Below are 22,452 nucleotides of genomic sequence, written 5' to 3'. Positions count from 1 at the left end.
ACAGATTGAGCACAAATAATTTAATACTGGACTAATGGCTGCTAATAATGCGAATAAAGCTTATTAGGTAAGCTAAATATTATCTGAGGAAAAGATCAGAAAAGAAGTATCCGGAGAAGATGAATGATAATTTCTTGACTAAAAGTAGCTCAAATGATTTGCAAATATAGTGTAAATAATTTTAATAAATAGTTAAATAAAAGTCGATAAGTTATTTTATAACTAAGTCATTTTCAGGATATTAAATAGATAATAAATAAAAATGGCTTGAGGAGTTAACATCAAGCCATTTGCATATTCAATAAAAAAATGTCATCAGCTGCCGCGACTACCACCTGTTTTCACCATTTTCTTTCCTCCGCCGCCAGTCACTTTTGAAGTTGGCTTTGCAATGAATTTAGAACCATTTGCCGCAGGCTGGTTTTTGCCAACTGCTTTCCCTTTTCCTTTATTGTTTACGGGTAATGCCATGTGCTTTCATTTTTGTGTTAATAAAGATAAGGTTTTGCGCAGAACTTATTGCAGGTACAGGCAGAGCAAGGTAATTTATTATTTAACAAAGATAAAATAAGGCCCTACTGCCCTGTCTCTCGAATCCGAACCCCGTAATACCACATCAATCATAATCTTTGAATTTTTAGTCAAACCCCTAATGACGGTTTGCTGCTCGCTGGAAAATAAATTGCCGTTGTGCTGTATAAGTTTTGCCAGAGTATCCGAGGCTGGACCAATGAAAGTTGTATAAAATCCAACTATACTAAGAGGCTTATTACGCAGACTATTTACAACAATTTTTATTCCTCCATTGGCAAGGATTTCGCCCACGGTCGCCGTGTCATTGGTTATATTTCCGACATGAACTTTAATCGAAAATGTAGTGTCGATCAAGAATGTTTTTTTCAACAACAACTTCTTCCCGGAAAGAACTGAAAGCGTGTCCGGATTCAGATTTCGCGCACGGATCGCAAACTGATTGCTGCCCGTTGGAGTTACCGCATTTCCAACGCGTGACACCAGGTCAACCTTTGCAGAGGTGCCCGAAACAACCAAAATATTTTCCGAGCCATACGCCAGGACATTTGTATCTGGTTTAATGAGGCTGGTATTTTTAATGGAGACCTGCGCATAAATTTTCAGTGAAAACAATAAAATGATGTAAACAAGACTGGGTTTCATAATGGAATAGATTGAATATAAAATCTCTATTTCAAGCGCTCCAATACTCCCTTTCGCTTCACAATATTTTTATAATCCCATTGAATTTCTCTGGATTTTTTCAACCATCGTTTCAGATGGGTTTTGTTTATTTGCGATGCAGCGGTATAGCGCATTTCGGCGGCCTTAAACGATCCTTCTACCTGTAGCTTTTCTTCATCGAATGATTGTCCGCTCCAAAATAATAAGCGAACACTATCTTTTAATTTGCTATAACCTACAATAGGATTTCCTTCTAGAAACCAAACTGGATGCCGGTGCCATATTTTATTTTCTGCCTCCGGCAAATGAAGAGTTATTTCGTGCGACAGTACATCGCAAATTTCTTTGTCTTCATCTGCAAGTGCATCGTTATAAGCTTCGATGTCTTTGTTGATTGCTGTTTTATTTTCTTTCATGTTAAGCAATTGATTTACTCATCTTTAAGAAGTCCAAAACGGGAAAACACAAGTTTTCTTCTTCGTTCAAAGGTTGTAAGCACATTAAAAAATACTCATTATTTAAGAAATAGTTTACTTTTTATGGAACGAAAAAATCCACTCACTGAGCTGATTTTGTTTCTTGCATTCCTTCTTCAATTGTGAATTAATTGGCAAGATCGCCCATCTTGGGTCGTAATCCCTGTGGTGCTCGCGCTTGTGGTAACGACAGGCAGTCCATAGAGCGTATGGAAAATGGGAAGGTTATACCTTCAGTCTATTCCATTTATTAAATCACCAAAGCGCCGGAGATTTCAATGGCTGCGTTTTTTAATTTCTAAATTTTCTCGATATTATTCCGCGACTTGTTGGTTTCAACTGCGAAATGATAATATTCAATTGGTGCTGCACAAGACCTGACAGGTTTTTAAAAACCTGTCAGGTCTTACAACCCTCCTTACACACAACTATCCGGCTTTAGCAGTACAAACAAGTTTGAGTTTTTCTGAATCAGGCGCTGCATTCGCAGGGCTGGCAATCACTATGAATTCCGTCTTTTTAAGAGAAGAGATACTCATATTCATTTCTTTACCTACTGCCAGTTTAATTGATTTTAATTTAGGATCGTATAGCCATGTACCTTTTATCTTGTCTTTGTCGCTGGTCAATACAAATGTTTTATCCTTGCTGAACTCGTAGCTAATATTGCCCATGTCTGAGGGTTTCTCTATTTTGGTATTTCCGGTTATGACATAACTTACTTCCCATTTTTTACAAAGAAGAGCAGTTACGCTGTCGGCTGATAAATTAATGGTTTGGCTAAATGATTTAATGTTTGCAAAAAATAATAATAGGGTTAAGATGGTAAGGATTTTTTTCATAAAGGGTTGTGTTAATATAGAATAATAATTAGAAAATCAGGAATGGTTTGTAGGGTTGCATCAAATTGTAAATTATATACTTTCTCCAAATGTCAACAAATTATTATCAGGATCAAGCAATGAAAATTCCTTTTGTCCCCAGGGCTTCGTTTCCAAATGTCCGTTAGGGTGGATTGCTACTTTTGCGTCTATGAGAGATTGATAAAATACTTCAATATTATTAACCCTGATATAAACCTGTCCATAATTTTCTTTTGGGTCAAGTTCCTTGAACTCGAAGAAATGAATTTCAATATTGTCTTTTCCAATCATCAAATAACCATCCCAGTCAAGGCTTCCCAGTTGTATAAAACCAAGTTTGTTCAGATAATAATCCCGCGTTGCAGCTTTACTGCGCATTGGGAGCTTTGGATGGATGGCTGTAAGCATTTCTGGTGTTTGTATAAATTTAATTAATTAACCGGTTTATAGGAATTGAAATTCCTTTTATCTGTGATTCGACATGCGCTGTGCTAACATGTCGAATAGCTTAATTCCACACAAAGGCACAAAGCCGCAAAGAAGTTAAAAAAAGTTAAAGGATTTTGAATGATGGGGTAAAATTATATGATCAATCGTCTTGTTATTTCATATGCAGAAACTAGATGTTGTATTAGGTTTGCTGATCTTGTTTTTCGTTCCTTGGCCGGGAAAATGTCAACAAAAAGATTCATCCAATCTTATTATAAAAGGCCATTTTAAGAATGTGCGCCCTCTTTCAAAAGTGCTTGTAACTATTGTAACAGGAAGTGGCCATAGAAAATCCGACTCTGTTAAAATAGTGAGCGGCTCTTTTGTATTAAAATTTAGATTGGACGAGCCATCTATTGCATGGATTGATTTTAGGAGATTTAAAACTCCAGAGGAGCGTGATAAAGGTGTGCGATATCTTTTTACGCAGTACGACTCGGTTTATAATCATGAACTTTTAAGTACTTTTCTTGAGCCGGGTGTTTTAACTATTGATGCGGATAGTTCATTTTCTACAGCAAAATTTATGGGGATGCAATCACATAGTGACTGGGAAATATTGCATAGGACCATAGGCCCAATAGAGAAGAAAATATTTGAAGAGAACCAGGCGTATTGGCGCCGACAACAGAAAAACAATGACACTACGGGCTTGTTTGCCGAGAGGCAAATGGCTAACGCTTTGCAGCAACAAATAGCTGACTGCAAACTCCAGTTTGTCAAAACTCATCCTGACTCTTATGTCAGTGTACATTGTCTTTGGGAACTGGCGGGTGGAAATATCAACTATGATTTCATCAATCCTTTGTTTGTAAGTCTTACATATCGAATGAAATTTTCTAAAGAAGGTAAAGATCTGTCAGAGCGTCTAAAGCTTGCAAGCAAAATGCAGCCGGGTTTTCCATTCACGGATTTTACAGCAACTGATGTAAAGGGCAAAACCTTTCAGCTATCATCACTAAAGGGAAAATATATCTTGCTTGATTTTTGGGTGAGTTGGTGGCGACCATGCCAAATGGAAAATCCCAACAAGGTGCTGGCCTATGAAAAATATCACCATCATGGTCTGGAAATTGTTAGTGTCTCCCTTGATACCGTAAATGTTGCCTGGGAATTCGCGATAGAAAAAGATCATTTGAGCTGGTATCATGTTTCCGACCTCACAGGCAAGTACGACAGGGTAGCCCAAGCTTATGGAATAACCGCTGTACCGCAAAATATCCTGATCGATCCAAACGGAATGATCATTGCCCATAACTTGTACGGAGAAGATTTACAAAAGAAATTGAAAGAGTTATTTGATGTCGAAAATAAACCGGCATCTTAAATGCGGAAAGGCTTCACGCAAAGCCCCGTTATGTTTCACGCCCGCCTGAATGAAATTCTTTCGGGCAAGCGGCGAACGCAGCGGAGCAGGATCTCTGTCGATCTGCATAATCAGCGTCATCTGCGTGCTCACTCAAAAAATCCGTGTAAATCCGTCCAATCCGTGTCATCCGTGTGCCATAAAAAAAGTTGGCAACTCTCGCTGCCAACTTATATCTTGAAAACTTTTAGGTTTCTCCTAAATCTTCTTCAGCAATAATTTCCTTTGAGAAAAATTATATGCTGCATCCAGAACTGTAACTACAGCCGGCCAGTTTTCGGCTTTTACGTTTACGTTTTTAAATACCTGCTTAGCTTGAATCAACAGTTGATTATTTACAATTTTTGCTTTGCTGGTAAAACTTGCAAACTCATTGTCTGTTCGTGCATTCAAAGCTTCCCATCCTTTAATAGTGTAGCCTATGGGAATGTCGAACGCGATGTTGTATGTAAAGTTGCCTTCGTAGTTGATGTTGATAGGCAATGTACGTGTACGGTCCGCTTTTTTAATTTTTGTTTGCTCGCCCATAAGGAAAGGAATCTTAATGATAATGTCTTCTCCAACTTTTGAAGTCATTTCATTCAGCGAAAAATTCTCTACGTATTTGAGCTGATTTTTTTTGTAGCTACGGCCATCATCAACTACGCGGAAGTTCGTATATTTTTCCACCTGATCGTTATAGAGGTCGTTGGCATTCTCTTCCATCATTAGCGGTTTGTCTTCTTTCCATTCCTTTTTTTGATGGTTAAATTCAGTCGTAGCTTTTTCTTCTTCTACAGAACTTAAACCTTCCCACATGCCGGTGCCATCATAGTTTCTGTAATCGCTTTCCATAAAAGGAGTGAGCGCAAGCGCATCATCTATGTAAGCGCTCTTTACAAGACCTTTGGCTTCTGTTGTTTTCTCAACACTTAAAATAGATTGAGTAACGTCTGGCATTTTGCTCATAACCTGTACGGTTATTGAGTTGGCAAGCGTATCAGAAACAGGAAGCGGCTCTACAGTTTCCTTTTCCTTTGTATTATTAGGATTGAATCTTACAGAAAGGTTGCCATTGTAAATAGACGGCATTTCTTCTGGATTCAAATGTTCATCCGGGTTGCAATAATATTTTTTGTTGTATTTGATCAGCCAGCCAAGCTCTGAAGTAAAGGCCACTTTTGATAGATCCGTTAACTGGTTATTTGTAGTTACAATTACTTCGTGCGGAATTTTTCTTTCATTTAAAAGTGCGGAAAAAACTTTAGCAAAAGTGTAATCGTCCCAATTATTATACACCGTTTTAGAACGGATAGAATAGTAAGCTTTGCGTACATATTCATCATCGCTTGCACTGTTGATGCCATGCTTTTTCAATTCTTTGTAAATCGCATTTTCCATTGCACTGATGTTCCCTTTCGCATCATCGCCGAATGCCGCGCCCTGCATTTTGTTTGGCTCAAACCAGATAATCTTTGTTTTTTCAACAAACTCTTCCGGCTGCATGTCTTTCTTAATATCGTCATCGCTTTTAAACCATATCAAGCCCTGGCTGTTGTTCTTGGCATACTTCACCTGGAATTTCATTACAGGCAATTCTGTGTATCTGTTTACAAATTTTATGTTGCCATATTTGTCGCGGTTATCATCTTCCCAGCGGTACACTTTGTTGCCGTGCTTGTCTGTGGCATCGGTAAAGGCCGGAGTGTTTTTTAAGTTTTTATAAGCGAGATGATATTTTTCATCTTCCACGTTTACTTCTATGATTTGTTTTACAACAGGCATTGATCTGTTGCAAACGTAATACACCGGATAAAACTCTTTGTAAGATGGATTGTTGCTAAATTGTTTTGAATTGATATTTCTGAATTCATATTCTATAACATCTCCTTCTTCCAGATCCGGCACTGCTATTTTATAGTAGTTAGGACGATAGGTGGAAGAAAATCTTCTGTCGGTATAACTTCTAAAGATATCAGGAACGGCGCTTGGATTATCAACTGCAATGGCGTCTTCTATGTCAACATTTTTTGTTGAGCCATCCTTTTTTATCACACGTGCCGCAAACGCATCTTTCTCTGCATACAGCCTGAAGTAAAGAACAGAATATTGTTCAAGCGAATATTTGTCGTTTAACAAAAGCTTTCTTCTTTCTGTTTCTTCCACTATCATTTTAGTGGCGCCGTTGCCTGCATTGGCGCCATAAATGGAGTAGCCAAATGTAGGCAGCGCCATCAACAAGCCAACTAAATTGCGGCCGATAATTGTACCTGCACTCAAGCCTTTTTTGTCGAAACTAAAACTGGTTTTTTGCGATAGAATTACCGCGCCTTCGCTCGACCATTGTGGAGAGGCATTTATGCTGAAGTCTTTATCATCTGTAAGAAGGGGATCGCTCTTGAGATTTTTTTCAATGATGCTGATTTCGTTTTTATTGATGTGGCGCTGCGCCATGCTTTGCAAAGCGAGGCAGGCACAGGTTATGATTAAAATACTTTTTTTCATCTGGTTATATTTTATCCGGTTAGATGGTCTGTAGAAATGACAACTGCATTGTGCCGAACTCACCATCTTACATTTGTTGTGTAAAGGAGTTGTAAGTGTTTATTCAATAATGGAAATACTACTGCGGTTAAACTCTTTTATGGAACTGACAAATTTCTTCCACGCATCAAAGTCGACAGGCAGTATCACAGGCGAAGCCATTACTGTTTTCTTTTGTAAAGTCACCTGACCGTTGTTGAATGCGTACTCTGCATCCACCTGGTTTTTGTTGAAGTTTGCAGTGAATTTTTTTGGCATTGAACCGGGCTTTGCACTGGCAGGCAATTTCAGCATTATTTTATCTGTGGCTACAAAAGCGTTACCCAAGTCGATTGGCGATTTCCTATTTTCTCCCGGCATAAAGCCCATGATGTTGCGTGGGAAAAAGTCGATGGTTGTGTAAATATTTTTATCAATTTCTGTGATCTGGTTGCTTACTTCTATATCGCCTTCAACGGTGATAGGAATTTCCCTGTTCGTAAAATCAGATGTTTTAATGTTGGAAGTTTCCGTGTTTTCGCCGGAAACCTGCAGCAGGCTGCTTACAAAGTCTTTACGTTTGTCGACAGGCACATTGTTGTAAATGTAATGGAACAAGTGGCGGGATTCACCGTCAAAAGTAACAGTCATGTGTCCGGTAAGTTTATCGCCGTCGATAGCAAGGTTGGACACGGTATTTATTTTGTCGTTCTCCATGTTTTCCTGCGGCACTGTTTCTAGTTTGTAAGAGCTGCCATTTTCAACCAGTACTTTCTTGCCCTGGATGCGGCTGGCGTTTGTTCCAAGCGCAGCATACTTTTCAGTACCGTCGATGAAGTATGTTTTGCCTTTAAGGTAAAGCACAGATATCGCGTGGTTGCTTACACACATAGATTGTACATCTGTAATATCGTAGGGAATTTCCCTTGTGCCGATCCATGAGAAATGGGCATCGAAGCCTGCAAGTTTCAGCATTTCTGTAACAAGGTTGGCCATGCCTTTACAATCGCCATATTTGTTATTGTAAACATCTTGTACTGTTTCGGGAACAAAGCCTGCATAACCTTCTTCAAAGGCAATGTAGCGGATGTTGTCCTGCACCCAGTAATATATGGCACGCACTTTATCTTCATCCGTCGTTTTGCCTGCTGTTAGTTTGGTTACCTGAGCCTTCAAAACGTCCGTTTTGTTTTGGGCTTTTTTGTAGAGCAGGCTGTACCAGGTGTACATGTCGTCCACATTTTTAAAGCCGCTTATTTTTTGCTTGTTTACTGTAAAGCTTCTAACGGTTAGGATCAGGTGTGGAAGATAGTAAGGTTTCGCCAGCGACATTTTTTCTGTCTTTGCGCCCGCCATATCATCTGCCTTGTAAGTGTAAATGGTATAGTCTTTATCCTTCTTTACCTCTTTCTTGATTTTGTAGCCGTCGAAATTCTTTTCCAATATTTCCAGCTCAAGCCAGGAGGGCACTTTGAAGGTGATGATTTGCTGTTTTACAGGAAAAGATTCGTGGAAAAACAAGCGTGTCAGATACTTCGCGTCAGTGTATTGATAGTTGTATTTAAAACGGCAGCGCTGGCCCGATTCCTCTGCTTTAAAGCCGTAGACCATGCCGTAGGAGTCGTCCTGGAAAATGCTTTCATCGGTAAGCGAAATTCTTTCCGGCGGATATTTTTGGGTCTTGAAATTGTTCTTGTAAAAAATCTGGAAGTCGTAATCCTTTAGTTTGACGAATGTATTAAAAGGTAGCATGTACCCAACGATGGCTTTCTCCTCAATGCTGGCCATTTCAATATTTCCGGTTTCTTCGGCGGTAACTACGGGCTGGCCGTTGATGCCTTTGGAGGTGCCGAATTCAATTTGTTTGTTGATGAGGTAAGCACCGTACTTTGCCTTTTTATCCAATTTTTTAAGGTTAGAGGCTTGCTGAGAGCCTTCGCTGTCTGCGGTTTGGGACTGCGAGAAAACGGATACGTTCACGCACAGGCACAAAGCAATGCCTAACAAGGTTTTTAGCATAAGGGGTTTATTTTTTACTGATAATTATATAAGATGCATTAAGATGGTGAAATTACCAAAGGATGCAAATATTTGACAAAATGGTCGTTGTGTCAAATAGATATTTCGATAATGTGTTAGAAGGCTTCACGCCCGCCTGAATGACTTTAGTCGGGCAGGCAAAGGTGCAAAGGGGCGCGGAGTGCTTGTGAATTTCACGGAGCAGCGAAGCAAAGTGCTGTTGCTGATTTGCAGCTAACTCACTAAATATTACTTAGTTCAGCCCTTATGGCGTTCTCCGCCTCTAAGACAATAGTTGCGATTTCTTTGCCTGTGGTTTGAATGCAGGGAAGAACGGTCCAGCTTATGTGTTCCCCGACCGACATGGGAAATCGCCAGCGGTTTAGTTTCCAATTATTATTGATCACTATAGGCACAACTAATGCGTCAGGAGCTTTTTTCAATAACGCATTGATCCCGGCAGCGGCAAAACCTTTTACTGTTCCATCTTTTGATCTTGTGCCCTCAGGAAATATTACCGCACTATAATTATTTTCTTCTATTAGTTTTCCAAGTTTTGCTATTGCAGTAATTGCTTGTCTGGGATCATTCCTGTTAATCATTGCGGCTCCGCTATGGCGAAGATTATAAGAAATGCTTGGAATGCCCTTGCCGAGCTCTATTTTAGAAACAAATTTTGGATAATTGTTGCGCAGGAACCAGATAATGCCAACAATATCATACAGGCTTTGATGGTTGGCTACAAAGATGATTGGTTTATCCACGGGCGGCTTAAACTTGTATTTTATATGTATGCGTGTTCCTAAAATCCAAAGGCTGTATAAGAGACAAAAATTCATTACATCTACTGTTTTCTTATGCGCATTTTTTCCAAATATTCTTAGTGCAATTACTTGCGCTACATGGAACACGCAAAGTATTAGCCCAAATACAAAGTAAAAAATGGGTGTTAAGATGTATCCTAAGAGTTTTTTCATAAAAAATCAATAAATAGTTTTGAACCAGGTACGCAATTGCGAGGCTGCAAGTTTAAAGTATCCATGCGAATCAAAAGATGACTTCGTCAAACTGATATATAAAACTTGAAAAGGAGAATGCGGCCGTTAACGGGCTAAGTAAGCGCAACGGCTTCGCTCTATCCGATATTCTTCGCTCAATAGAAATTCTGCTGTACAAGTGTGCGACGCAACAATGGCCCAATAATACCTCAACTGCTGATTACCTAATATTCACCGATCATACAATCTTAAAATCCACGTGTCTTCTCTAAAATAAAAAAAGTTGGCAACTTTCGCTGCCAACTTAAAACGTATTACTTAAAACTTACTACTTAACAAACTGCTTGCGAATGATGTTCAATGCGCCACCGGCTTTGAACCATTCGATCTGCTGATCGTTGTAAGTGTGATTTGCCATGATGATTTCGCTGCTGCCATCTTTATGGTGCAATACCAGTTCCAATGGTTTGCCTGGAGCGAAATGAGTCAGGCCATTGATATCGATTGTATCGTCTTCCTGAATTTTATCATAGTCTGCTTTGTCGGCAAAAGTCAATCCCAGCATACCTTGTTTTTTCAGGTTGGTTTCGTGGATACGGGCGAAAGATTTCACCAAAACCGCACGTACACCTAAGTGACGAGGCTCCATAGCCGCATGCTCACGTGAAGAACCTTCACCGTAGTTTTCATCACCAACTACTACTGAACCAACGTTTGCTGCTTTGTAAGCACGTTGAGTTGCAGGAACTGCGCCGTATTCGCCAGTCAACTGGTTTTTAACAAGGTCAGTTTTTTCGTTGAAGAAGTTAACCGCACCGATCAACATGTTGTTGGAAATGTTATCAAGGTGACCGCGGAATTTCAACCATGGGCCTGCCATAGAGATGTGGTCAGTTGTACATTTTCCTTTTGCTTTGATCAGGAGTTTCAAACCTTTAAGGTCTGTACCTTCCCATGAAGCAAATGGATCCAGCAATTGCAAACGGTTAGAGGTTGGAGAAACTGCTACCTGAACGCCACTGCCATCAGCAGCCGGAGCCTGGTAACCCGGATCGTCAACAGAGAAACCTTTTGGAGGCAATTCATTACCTGTTGGAGCATCCAGTTTTACTTTCTCACCTTTTTCGTTTATCAAAGTATCTGTAAGCGGGTTGAAAGAAAGATCACCTGCAATAGCCAATGCTGTAACCAATTCAGGAGAAGCAACGAACGCGTAAGTGTTAGGGTTACCATCCGCACGTTTAGCAAAGTTTCTGTTGAAACTGTGAACAATGGTATTTTTTTCTTGCTTGTCAGCACCCATTCTGTCCCACATACCAATGCAAGGCCCGCAGGCATTTGCGAAAACTTTTGCACCGATCTGGTCAAAAATATCAAGAAAACCATCTCTTTCGATAGTGAAACGAACTTGCTCACTACCAGGAGTAATGGTGAATTCTGCTTTTGTTTTAAGACCTTTTTCTTTTACTTGTTTTGCAAGGCTCACTGCACGGCTGATATCTTCGTAAGAAGAGTTTGTACATGAACCGATCAAACCCACTTCGATTTTAGTAGGCCAGCCATTTTTAGCAGCTTCTTCTTTCATTTTAGAAATAGGAGTGGCTAAATCCGGAGTGAATGGTCCGTTTAAGTGTGGTTCCAATTCGCTCAGGTTGATTTCGATAACCTGGTCGAAATATTTTTCAGGATTTGTGTACACTTCAGCATCTGCAGTAAGGTGTTCTTTGATAGCGTCAGCAGCAGTTGCGATTTCTTCGCGGCCGGTTGCTTTCAAATAGCGGCTCATGCTTTCATCGTAACCGAATGTAGAAGTGGTTGCACCAATTTCTGCACCCATGTTACAGATAGTACCTTTACCTGTACAGCTCATGCTTGTAGCGCCTTCGCCGAAATATTCAACAACAGCACCGGTACCACCTTTTACAGTAAGAATACCGGCAACTTTTAAGATAACATCTTTAGGAGCGGTCCAGCCATTCAATTTACCTGTGAGTTTTACACCGATCAGTTTAGGGAACTTCAACTCCCAAGGAAGGCCGGCCATCACGTCGCAGGCATCAGCACCACCAACACCGATAGCAATCATACCCAAGCCACCTGCGTTTACCGTGTGGCTATCTGTACCAATCATCATGCCGCCAGGAAAAGCGTAGTTTTCCAACACCACCTGGTGAATGATACCCGCACCCGGTTTCCAGAAACCGATACCATATTTATTAGAAACAGAAGCAAGGAAGTCATAAACCTCGCTGCTCTCGTGAACTGCTCTGTCAAGGTCCACTTTGCTGTTTTCTTTAGCTACAATCAGGTGGTCGCAATGTACAGTAGAAGGAACGGCAACTTTATCACGACCCGCTTGCATGAACTGCAAAAGCGCCATTTGCGCAGTCGCATCCTGCATGGCAACGCGATCCGGAGCAAAATCAACATAGCTTTTTCCCCTTTCAAAAGGCTGGGTAGCTGCGCCTTGCCAGAGGTGGGCATACAATATTTTTTCTGTTAGCGTTAACGGACGTCCAACAACTTTGCGGGCAGTCTCCACCTTAGCACCGAAACCGGCGTAAAGTTTTTTGATCAGGTCTAAATCGAAAGCCATGTGTATTATGTTTAGAATTGTGACAATGAATGCTTTACACGGCGGTCATAGTCAATCAGAGAGGGAAAAATTCTTTTATTGCCTGGGACAGCCGTAAAAAGTGCTGCGAATTTACTAAAAAATAGAACTGGTTGAAAATGAACATTGAGAAAAACAGCTGAACGCTGAAAGCCGAATGCCTAACGCTTAATGCAGAAAATTGAGCTGCATTAAGCGTTAGGCATTCGGCGTAAGCAATAATAGGTGCTATAAAGTTGCTTTAAACTTGCCGTTTGAAATAGTTACTACATCGCCTTTTTTGTTCCACCCGTTGCCAGAGAATGTGCCGGCAACTGTTTTCGTAGCCGCATCATAAGATGAAATGGTAACCGTTATTTTGAGATTGGACAATGCACAAGTGCCGCATTTTTCGTAATAGATATATTTCGCGTTTGGCGGCAGATCTGTATACATTGTAACCTCAGTAGAATTAATGGCAAAACTATTTGGCTCGGAAACATAATTGCCTGGTACAGGCTGTGAAGGCGAGCCATTGAAATGAACATTGATCCTAAATGTTGTGTCGGCGGTAGAGGCGGAGCCATATAGCGTCATTACTTTGCCGGAAACAAGATCGTCGCCGAAGCTATTGTATCTTCCAAAAGTGCCGCTGTATGTTACGCCACCTTCGGTAAAACTCCAGGAGCCGGATGTTGGCGGCGGTGCGCTAACTGCAATTTGCAGACTACATCTGGAGGTACCTACCTCAATCGGAACATTTGCCATAGCGTCATTTCCCGGCGTTCCTAAACCGTATAGTGTTATCTGTTGTACACCTGTTGTGGTAAAGGTGCCGCTGCCGGAAAACGAAATGCCATTGCTTTTACCGGTGGTTATCGTATAGGTGCCCGGACTGATGACGTTTACACTGATCGTAACAGCATTCGCGGAAGTAAGCGCAACGCCCGTGTAGTAACTGCCCTGGAAGGTGGCAGAAGAACAGCTGGTGGCTGTAAGTTCAAACTTTGCAGCAGCAACGGTGAAGGTTACTTGTTTTTTAATGCACTGATTTGCAGTTATAGTGATCTTTCCTTCCATGCTGTCTGACTTACCGCAATAAGCCTTGTATGAGTGTTCGCCCGGTAACAAAGAAAAAGTGGCACAACCTGAGAGGCTGCAATCAGATGGTTCGGTACTGGTAAAAGTGGTTATTGATTTTTCGTCTTTTCCGTCAATCTTAATTCTGATACTGCCACCTTCGGTGCAGGAGTTTTTCGCCCAGAATTCCACCTGGCCCATAACTGGTCCGGTTTGTTGCAAAACAACTTCTTTTCTTTCACACCCGCCCTTGCTAACGGTAACGGTGCCCTTAACCGAATCCTGAGTGTTTGAAGCAGCTACCCATGTATAAGTTCCAACAGGCACTTTGAATCTTGCTGTACCCGCTGTTTGGCAGTCGGCAGGAGCAGAGGACGTAAACACGCTGATGGTTTCTGTTTTGTCATTTATTCTCACCTTTATCGGCCCACCGCCATTAGGATTACCTTTTGCCCAAAAGCTCACCCAGCCGCTGTCTTTTGCTGCCGGAGGAGGCGGAATATTTGATTTAAGCGTTAACGTAAATCTTCCGTCCCTGATTTGCTTCCTGGCACCAAATGGATCTTTTACGGTGCCGGAAAAAGTTCCGCTTATTGATGTTGCACTGATTTTGGTGATAATGATCTGAAAATTTCCGGTATCACTTTGGTAGATGATCGCGTTGTTTTTCATGTAGGTGAAACCTACATGGTTGACCTGGTAAGTTGCTGGTTTAGTTGTATCGAAATTCTCAATGGCAAATAGTATCAGCCCTGTTTTGTCGCTGGACCTTCCGGTCACTGCAACGTTCGCACCGCTGGAACCAGCCTGCATAAAGGCCGAGTCGATGGTGCCGCCGTAATTGTTTGAACCTTCTTTGAATTCCCATTGTGTGGAAATCGTGGCATTATAATTCGGTTCGGAACTGTTTTCTTTGCCACAAGAAAAAATGTAAATTAGGAGTACACATAGCGGTACAAAGAGGGCAAGACTCTTTTTCATTGGTTCGAAAGTTTTGGTGGAGGTGCGTTTACCTGCCTAAAATACTAATTTTTTAAAAAAAATAAAAGTCCCGGATTGTTATTCTTTAGTAAATAGGCTGGATGCTTAATACTGTAGACCGCTTGTCCGGATACGAAAAAATTACCTGACAACATATGCTGCCGGAATCGCTGAAAAACATACTCCTGAACCTTCACCCGCTCGAGCCGGAGGTTCTAAATGAAATAGCCATACGCCTGAAGCTAATGGAGCTGAAGAAAAAAGAGCTTTTGCTCCGGCAAAAGCAGGTTTACACAGACGTCTATTTTATAGAAAAAGGGTTCCTGCGAAGTTTTTATGAAGAAGGAGAAAATGAAGTGACCACCTGGTTCATGAAGGAGCATGATTTTATCATTTCTGTAAAAAGTTTTTTTGATCAGCAGGCAAGTCATGAATCAATCGAAGCTATTGAAGATTGTGTTATGTACTATATCTCCTACGAAGATTTGATGCACTTGTACGAGAAATATCACTCATTCACTTTCGTGGGTCTGATGCTTACTCAACATTACTACAAGCAAAGTGAAGACAGACTTTTTAACCTTCGCAAAAAAGATGCGTTTGAACGTTATCAATATCTTCTTGAAACATATCCCGAAATAGCTTTGCGTTGCCCGCTAAAACACATCGCATCTTACCTGGGCATTACATTGGAAACATTAAGTAGAATAAGAGGAAGAAAAATTTGATCCTCTGTGCAGCGCTTTCGTTTACCACTGAGGCCTAAGGGCACTGAGCCTCCTAAGAAAACCCTTATTGACCGCTCTGCAAGGCTTGTAGCTTTGCAGCTCCATGCTATCGCCTTGGGCGATGTATTGCAGAGCTGTTGCCCAAGGCGACAAAATAAAACTGCAAGGCTAGAAGCCTTGCAGAGCATAATTATCAACCATTCAGTTATTCGTCATTCCTACACGCCAAGGCTCCAGCCAGCTCTATACTGTCTCTTCACAAACTGATTCGCGTCTTCAAAGTTGGTGATGCGCATATTTGCGCCATCCCACAAAAGTTTGATGTAACGACCGGGGTATGTGAACCCGCCGCCTTGTTTTTCTTTGCGAATATCATAGCTGCGGATTGCGAGGTTGCCCATCAAAATACTTTCTGTAAGCGGACCAGCAATGTCAAAATTGGAACTTAATTCTTTGGCCTCTTTGCTGCCATAGCCTTTCATTGCCGCATTTACCCATGCTGCATAATGTCCATCCGCGCCGCCGGGTACGCGTTGAATGGTTTGTGGCACTTTAGTAATCGCAGTTTTAGAAGTGGGCAATAACTGTGGGTTAAGACTGTAAGTAGAGCACATCATTTTCCCTTTTGTACCCACAAATATTACTCCGTTGCCGCCATCGCCCATTTGCTCATTGGGACCAAGCTCAGCTGGCCTTTCCGGTTGAATACCGCCATCCATCCAGTGAAGCTTAACACCCGGCTTGCCATTTTTTTCTGCAAACTTCAAAGTGACATGCGAAGAAGGGGGACAGCTATCAGGGAAATAACCACGTTTGAATTCACCTACATAAACAGACCCTACGCTACACTCAGCTTCGGTTGGGTAACCAAGATCCATAACCGAAAAAGCCGGAGCTATAATGTGGCAGCCCATATCGCCCAATGCGCCTGTGCCGTAATCCCACCAGCCGCGCCAATTGAACGGTACAAGGTTGTTAACGTAGTCTTTTTGCGGAGCTGTACCTAACCAAAGATCCCAATCAAGCTCCTTAGGTACTTCTGCTTTTGCAGCCGGCCATTGAATGCCTTGTGGCCAAACAGGTCTGTCGGTCCAGCAGAAAATTTCGGTGATGTCGCCAATTACGCCGCTGCGGTACCATTCTGTCAATTGCCTTACGCCGTCATTGCTGGCACCCTGGTTTCCCATTTGCGTAACTACTTTATATTTATGGGCAGCTTGTGTAAGCATGCGTGCTTCGTAAATGTCATGTGTCAGTGGCTTTTGCACGTACACATGTTTGCCCATCTGCATAGCCGCCATTGCCTGTACAGCATGCATGTGGTCCGGTGTAGAAACAGAAACCGCGTCAATCGATTTTCCTTCTTTTGACAGCATTTCTCTATAGTCCTTGTAGAATTTTGCATTTGGGAAACGCTTGCGACTATTTGCAGCGCGGCGTTCATCTACATCGCATAGGATAGCAATTTCTGCTTTGCCGCTTTTGTTGAACATATCGATATCGCTTTCGCCTTTACCGCCTACGCCAATGCCGGCAATAATAAGCTTGTCGCTGGGAGCGACGAAGCCTTTACCTCCTAATACGTGACGTGGTACAATATACATCCCTGCAAGTGCAGTAGTGGTGTTACGGATAAATTTTCTGCGTGAGTTGTCGCCTTGTTTTTTCGGTGAATCTTTTTGCATAGCTGATCGTTGGTTGTTGTTTGAGAAACTAATATAGAGGCAAAATTTGAAAATATGGTAATTTGAAAATTTGAAAATGTGGGTAGAAAACAAATAAGAATTAAGAATTAAGAATTCATGATGTTATGACTTCTCAGGACATTGTGTTGCTGAACGATACGCTTGAAGCAACACAGAAAGAATTCTTAATTCCTAATTCTTAATTCTTAATTTCCGAATTTATCTTGCATCATCTTGTTAAATGAGTCCGATTGTCCTTTTGCAATAGAAAGCGGTTGCCAATCGCCGGCTTTCATGATTTTGCCGAGCATTACAATTTGTCCCACGTGACCACAGTAGTGAGCAATTTGTCTTACAATAGCGTCAGTAACGGATTGTGGTTCGGTGCGAATGAAAATATCTTTTGAAAGATCTTCTTCCTTCAAACTTTGCAAAGTATCAAACAATACTTTCCAACCTTTTTCCCAAAGCTCAAGTAAATGTTCTTTGTTTAGGTTTTGATCATTAAACTCTGTATCACGGTTGCGCCAGGGCTTTTCGCCATCTTCCGTTAAAAAGTTTGTCCAGCGGCTAAGCATATTGCCACTCATGTGCTGAATAAGAATAGCAATGTTATTGCATGCGTCATTCGGCTGATAATGCATTTGCTCTTCGCTTAGCTGCGCAAATGTTTTATCCGCCAATCCTTTGTAAGTGGTGAAATGCTTGATGGCATTTTGTACGAGGAGAGAGGTTGACATGGTAGTGTGTTTTTAATTTTAATAGCCGCATGATTAGCAAATGACTGAATAAACTGAATGGACTGAATAGACTGAATGTTTAATTTCGATTTTGCTCTTTACCTTTCAACCAATCAGTTTATTCAGTCTATTCAATTTATTCAGTTATTAATAACCCGCCGCGCTGTCATCTCCGCGATGATCGCCTACGGCTTCTATCATTCCTTTATCAATTTTTATCGCTTCGGTTCTGCCGATGCCGCCAACTTTTTTAATAGTATAACCCATTGCCGACAATTGTTCCAATACATCTTCAGGAAAATTTTCTTCTACCACCAGTTCATCCGGCAGCCATTGATGGTGGAATTTTGGTTTGTTTACTGCATCATCAAGGCTAAGGTTAAACTCCAGCACATTCACCAGCGATTGAAACACTGAGGTTGTAATGGTTGTGCCGCCGGGGGTTCCCACAACCAAATACGGTTTGTCGTTTTTCAAAACAATCGTTGGCGTCATAGAACTCAACATCCTTTTGTGAGGAGCAATTGCATTTGCTTCACCGCCCACTGCACCATACATATTCGGAACACCAGGTTTTGCACTGAAATCATCCATTTCATTGTTAAGCAGAAATCCCGCTCCGGCTACAACCGTTCGACTGCCGTAGCCTCCGTTTAATGTGGTAGTGATCGCCACCGCATTTCCATCTTTGTCATAGACGCTCAGGTGCGTCGTTTCATCGCTTTCGTGGGGAATTTCTCCGGGACCAATTTTGGTGCTCACGCCAGCTTTTTCAGGATCGTACAGTTTCATGCGCTCGGCAATATATGCGTCACTCGTAAGTGTTTTAACCGGCACTTTATAAAAATCAACGTCGCCTAAAAATTTTGCACGATCGGCGTAGGCGAGTCTGTCAACTTCCGTCATTAAGTGAACTGCTTTTACTGAATGAAAACCGTAGTCTTGCATCGGCTGGTTTGCAATCATTTTCATCATCATGGGTAACAATACTCCGCCACTTGAAGGCAATGGCATCGTTACGATCGTGTAGTCCTTGTATTTGAAAACTACCGGCTTTCTTTCTTTGGCTTTATAATTTTTAAGATCATTATAAGAAATAATGCCATTCCCTTTTTGCATTTCTTCAACGATCATTTTCGCTGTGGCGCCTTCGTAGAAACCTTTTGCGCCATTATCGCGAATGCGTTTCAATGTATTGGCAAGTTCGGTTTGAATAAGCGTATCGCCTTTTTGCCATTGTGTATTTTTTACAAAGGCTGAAGTTTTTGAACTGTATTTCAAAAAATCATTTTTGTAATGATTCAATCCTCTTGCTTCCGGTACGGTAATTACAAATCCTTTTTCGGCCAGATCAATTGCAGGTTGTATCAAAATCTTGAAAGGTAGCCGTGCATATTTAAGAGAAGAAAAAATACCTGCAATTGTGCCTGGGACACCGCTTGCAAGATGTCCATTTTGACTAAGAGTCAACTGGCTTTCACCTTTTGCGTTTAGATACATATCACGGGAAGCCTTGCCGGGGGCCATTTCGCGAAAGTCGATAGTTACATTTTTCCCATTGCTTAAATGCGCAACCATAAAACCGCCGCCCCCAATATTGCCAGCTCCCGGATATACAACTGCGAGAGCAAGCTGTGTGGCAATGGCAGCGTCTACCGCATTTCCACCTTTCTTTAAAATGCTAAGTCCTGCCTGGCTCGCCAGTGGATGGGCACTCACCACCGCTCCGTTTTTTCCCTTGAAATTTTTCTGAATACTGTAATCAAAAGGTTGAATTATTTGCTGGCTATACGAAAGCTGCGAAAAGACAAGCAGCAAAACAATTAAATGTTTTTTCATGTTTCAAAATGTTCTCTATCTGCAATTTAAGTATATTCGGGTGAAGGGTGAAGAGATGCTTCGCATCTCCAGGATTACCACTAAGTCACTCAGGGCACTAAGCCACATTAAGGGTGCGTTTATTTTTAACCACAGAGGAAGGGGTTTTTTTCACAGAGTGAAGGAGATTAGTTTTCGGAGTCACCACTCTCTGTTTCCTCTGTGAAAAAAATCTATGCGAACTCTGTGGTAAGAAACTCTTGCCGAGCTTTGGTGTTTGTATAACAATGCTGATTCAAGATTGACCATTCATGATAAATAATTTTCGATGAAAAGATTCATTAGCTGTTTTCTTGTTTGTTTAATTGCAATAACATCTTTTGCCCAGCTGCAAAGCCCTGAACAATTTCTTGGCTACAAGATAGGAAGCAGGTATACGCCTCATTATAAAATTGTGAATTACTTTAACTATCTGGCAAAGCAATCGCCAGACATGGTGAAGCTGGAGCAATACGGAGAAACCAATGAAGGACGGCCGCTGTTGTTGGCATTTATTTCAACGAAAGAAAATATTACCAACCTTGAAAATATTCGTCAGAATAATTTGAAGCTGGCAGGCTTTGACGCAGATAAAGCGAACGCTTCAGAAAAGACGCCGGCTATCATATGGATGAGTTACAACGTGCATGGCAACGAGCCTTCATCATCTGAGGCTTCTATGCTTACTATTTACGAGTTGCTTAATCCATCAAACACGAAATCAAAAAACTATTTGCAAAATACAGTAGTGATCATTGATCCATGCATGAATCCTGATGGCCGCGATCGCTATGTTTACTGGTTCAATCAAGTGGTAGGAAAAAAGGCAAACCCGAATCCTGCATCGCGGGAGCATAGTGAGCCGTGGCCGGGCGGCAGAAGCAATCACTACAATTTTGATCTTAATCGTGATTGGGCATGGCAAACGCAAATTGAGAGCCAGCAAAGAATGGCGAAGTACAATGAATGGTTACCACAAATTCATGTCGACTTTCATGAACAGTCTTATAACAACCCTTATTATTTCGCACCGGCTGCAGAGCCTTTTCATGAAGTGATCACAGAATGGCAAAGAAATTTTCAAACAACCATTGGTCGAAACAATGCAAAATATTTTGATGAAAATGGTTGGCTGTATTTCACCAAAGAGCAGTTTGATTTATTCTACCCAAGTTATGGTGATACTTATCCATTGTATAATGGCGCAATAGGGATGACCTACGAGCAGGGTGGTAACAATCGCGGCGGGCTCGCTGTGGTTACTGATGCAGGCGACACATTGACTTTGTATGATCGTGTGATGCATCATTTCACCACGGGTATTTCAACCATTGAAATCGCTTCGCAAAATGCGGACAAGCTGGTGAAGGAGTTTCACAAGTATTATAACAACGCAATAAGTTCGCCTTTGGGAGATTTCAAAAGCTATGTAATAAAAGCAGATGATGGCGACAAGCTCGATCGTTTGAAAAAACTGTTAAACCGTAATAAAATATTGTGGTCGTATTTGCAGGTAAACAACGCACAACTAAACGGGCTTAACTATTTCACCGGCAAGCAGGAAAATTTTAAAGCGGCGATCGGTGACATCGTTGTGAATGCAAATCAACCAAAATCAAATCTTTTGAGGGTGTTGTTTGAAAGGGTATCAAAGCTTAGTGATTCAGCTACTTATGATATTACTGCGTGGTCGTTGCCTTTCGCTTATGGACTGGAAACGTATGGACTGAAAAGTTATATTACCACAACTACCAAAGCAAATCCTGATTCAATTACGACCTTTGCATTGCCGCCAACAACTTACGGTTATGTGGTGCAGTGGAATGGAATGAGCAGCGCGAAATTTCTTACGGCAGTTTTACAAAAAGGATTGAAAGTTCGCTATGCTGAAAGATCATTCAAAATAGGTAGCGAAGATTTTGATAAAGGAAGTTTGATTCTTACCAAAGCAGGAAACAATACGCTTTCGCAATCGTTGGAACAAATTATTAAATCTGCCGCAGAGCAGGCAAACGTGAGAGTTTATGCAGTAAGTTCGGGCCTCGTGGATAAAGGGTTTGATTTTGGTTCGGACAAGGTGCATGTGATCAAATCTCCACGTGTGGCACTGCTGGCGGGAAAAGAAGTGACGTCGTTGAACATGGGTGAAATCTGGCATTTATTTGATCAGCAATTGAATTATCCGGTGTCGCTCATCAACGTGAGCGATCTGCAAAAAGTGGCATGGAACAGTTTTGATGTGCTGATCATTCCGGATGGTGATTATGATTTCTTCAATGAAAAAAACACCAACGATGAATTGAAGAACTGGGTGAAGAGAGGCGGAAAAATAATTGCGGTACAAAGTGCAGTGATGGAAATGGCAAAAGCAGATTGGGGAATCAAATCAAAAGTGCCTGATGATGATAAAAAAGACGATGTGATAAAAGGAGACTATTCGTTACTGCATCGTTACGAAAACCGCGACCGTGATGTGTTGGTAAACAGTATTCCGGGATCGATATTTAAAGTAGAACTTGATAATACGCATCCACTTGCTTTCGGTTATCCTGATTTTTATTACACGCTGAAACAGGATGAAAATATTTACGAGTTTATGAAAGAAGGCTGGAACGTGGGTGTATTGAGAAAAGATAATTACATTGCCGGCTTCACGGGCAGCAAAACAAAGGAAAAACTAAAAGACGGCTTGCTGTTTGGCGTGCAGGAAATGGGTAGGGGTAAGGTGGTATACCTTGCTGATAATCCTCTATTCAGAAGTTTTTGGGAGAACGGAAAGCTGTTGTTTTGTAATGCGGTGTTTATGGTAGATTAGTACGGAGTGAGGTATAAGGTATGAGGTCTGAAGTTTAAACGCCTTACATCTTATGCCTGAAGC

General features: G+C 41.4%; 16 protein-coding genes. 3 read left to right on the top strand and 13 right to left on the bottom strand.

The window, feature by feature from the left end; genetic code table 11:
* Positions 1 to 315: 315 nt before the first annotated feature.
* From QJ048_RS20220 to QJ048_RS20200, 5 genes are all read right to left on the bottom strand, one after another.
* A complete protein-coding gene (locus QJ048_RS20220; protein ID WP_282336242.1) occupies positions 316 to 471 on the bottom strand; it encodes a hypothetical protein in 156 nt (51 codons plus the stop codon).
* 78 nt (positions 472 to 549) lie between these two features.
* Entirely contained in the window at positions 550 to 1,176 is a 627-nt protein-coding gene (locus QJ048_RS20215; protein WP_282336241.1) for a hypothetical protein, read from the bottom strand.
* A 26-nt stretch (positions 1,177 to 1,202) separates the two neighbouring features.
* Positions 1,203 to 1,613 (bottom strand): DUF1801 domain-containing protein, encoded by a 411-nt coding sequence (locus QJ048_RS20210; RefSeq protein ID WP_282336240.1) that lies wholly within the window; start codon positions 1,611 to 1,613, stop codon positions 1,203 to 1,205.
* Positions 1,614 to 2,101: 488 nt separating this feature from the next.
* Positions 2,102 to 2,515 carry a lipocalin-like domain-containing protein gene (locus QJ048_RS20205; RefSeq protein ID WP_282336239.1) on the bottom strand — a complete coding sequence of 138 codons (414 nt, stop codon included), beginning with the start codon at positions 2,513 to 2,515 and terminating at the stop codon, positions 2,102 to 2,104.
* 72 nt (positions 2,516 to 2,587) lie between these two features.
* Positions 2,588 to 2,944: a bleomycin resistance protein gene (locus QJ048_RS20200; RefSeq protein ID WP_282336238.1), complete on the bottom strand. Its 357-nt coding sequence runs from the start codon at positions 2,942 to 2,944 to the stop codon at positions 2,588 to 2,590.
* Between the two features lie 202 nt (positions 2,945 to 3,146).
* Between QJ048_RS20200 and QJ048_RS20195 the strand changes: the two genes are divergently transcribed.
* Positions 3,147 to 4,352 carry a TlpA disulfide reductase family protein gene (locus tag QJ048_RS20195; protein WP_282336237.1) on the top strand — a complete coding sequence of 402 codons (1,206 nt, stop codon included), beginning with the start codon at positions 3,147 to 3,149 and terminating at the stop codon, positions 4,350 to 4,352.
* A 237-nt stretch (positions 4,353 to 4,589) separates the two neighbouring features.
* Here the strand turns inward: QJ048_RS20195 and QJ048_RS20190 are convergent, their stop codons facing one another.
* From QJ048_RS20190 to QJ048_RS20170, 5 genes are all read right to left on the bottom strand, one after another.
* A complete protein-coding gene (locus QJ048_RS20190) occupies positions 4,590 to 6,875 on the bottom strand; it encodes a DUF3857 domain-containing protein (protein WP_282336236.1) in 2,286 nt (761 codons plus the stop codon).
* A 99-nt stretch (positions 6,876 to 6,974) separates the two neighbouring features.
* Positions 6,975 to 8,912 (bottom strand): transglutaminase-like domain-containing protein, encoded by a 1,938-nt coding sequence (locus QJ048_RS20185; RefSeq protein WP_282336235.1) that lies wholly within the window; start codon positions 8,910 to 8,912, stop codon positions 6,975 to 6,977.
* A gap of 242 nt (positions 8,913 to 9,154) precedes the next feature.
* Positions 9,155 to 9,889 carry a lysophospholipid acyltransferase family protein gene (locus QJ048_RS20180; protein WP_282336234.1) on the bottom strand — a complete coding sequence of 245 codons (735 nt, stop codon included), beginning with the start codon at positions 9,887 to 9,889 and terminating at the stop codon, positions 9,155 to 9,157.
* A gap of 349 nt (positions 9,890 to 10,238) precedes the next feature.
* Positions 10,239 to 12,506, bottom strand: coding sequence for an aconitate hydratase (locus QJ048_RS20175; protein ID WP_282336233.1), 2,268 nt, complete (start codon positions 12,504 to 12,506; stop codon positions 10,239 to 10,241).
* Between the two features lie 246 nt (positions 12,507 to 12,752).
* Positions 12,753 to 14,564, bottom strand: coding sequence for a hypothetical protein (locus QJ048_RS20170; RefSeq protein WP_282336232.1), 1,812 nt, complete (start codon positions 14,562 to 14,564; stop codon positions 12,753 to 12,755).
* A 155-nt stretch (positions 14,565 to 14,719) separates the two neighbouring features.
* Here QJ048_RS20170 and QJ048_RS20165 point away from each other — a divergent pair, with 155 nt between their 5' ends.
* Positions 14,720 to 15,292, top strand: coding sequence for a Crp/Fnr family transcriptional regulator (locus tag QJ048_RS20165; protein WP_282336231.1), 573 nt, complete (start codon positions 14,720 to 14,722; stop codon positions 15,290 to 15,292).
* Between the two features lie 218 nt (positions 15,293 to 15,510).
* On the opposite strand, the gene QJ048_RS20160 is transcribed toward QJ048_RS20165, so the two are convergent.
* The 3 genes from QJ048_RS20160 to ggt form a co-directional block, all read right to left on the bottom strand.
* Positions 15,511 to 16,977 carry a Gfo/Idh/MocA family protein gene (locus QJ048_RS20160; RefSeq protein WP_282336230.1) on the bottom strand — a complete coding sequence of 489 codons (1,467 nt, stop codon included), beginning with the start codon at positions 16,975 to 16,977 and terminating at the stop codon, positions 15,511 to 15,513.
* A gap of 206 nt (positions 16,978 to 17,183) precedes the next feature.
* Positions 17,184 to 17,717: a DUF1572 family protein gene (locus QJ048_RS20155; protein WP_282336229.1), complete on the bottom strand. Its 534-nt coding sequence runs from the start codon at positions 17,715 to 17,717 to the stop codon at positions 17,184 to 17,186.
* Between the two features lie 147 nt (positions 17,718 to 17,864).
* On the bottom strand, positions 17,865 to 19,556 hold the full coding sequence (ggt, locus tag QJ048_RS20150; protein WP_282336228.1) for a gamma-glutamyltransferase: 1,692 nt from the start codon (positions 19,554 to 19,556) through the stop codon (positions 17,865 to 17,867).
* Between the two features lie 307 nt (positions 19,557 to 19,863).
* Between ggt and QJ048_RS20145 the strand changes: the two genes are divergently transcribed.
* Positions 19,864 to 22,389: a M14 metallopeptidase family protein gene (locus QJ048_RS20145; RefSeq protein ID WP_282336227.1), complete on the top strand. Its 2,526-nt coding sequence runs from the start codon at positions 19,864 to 19,866 to the stop codon at positions 22,387 to 22,389.
* Positions 22,390 to 22,452: the final 63 nt, after the last annotated feature.

The sequence above is a fragment of the Pinibacter soli genome, assembly GCF_029961145.1.
Classification (GTDB): Bacteria; Bacteroidota; Bacteroidia; order Chitinophagales; family Chitinophagaceae; genus Pinibacter; species Pinibacter soli.
The sequence above is the reverse complement of the archived record's forward strand: the minus strand, read 5'-3'. Positions and strand labels throughout refer to the sequence as shown.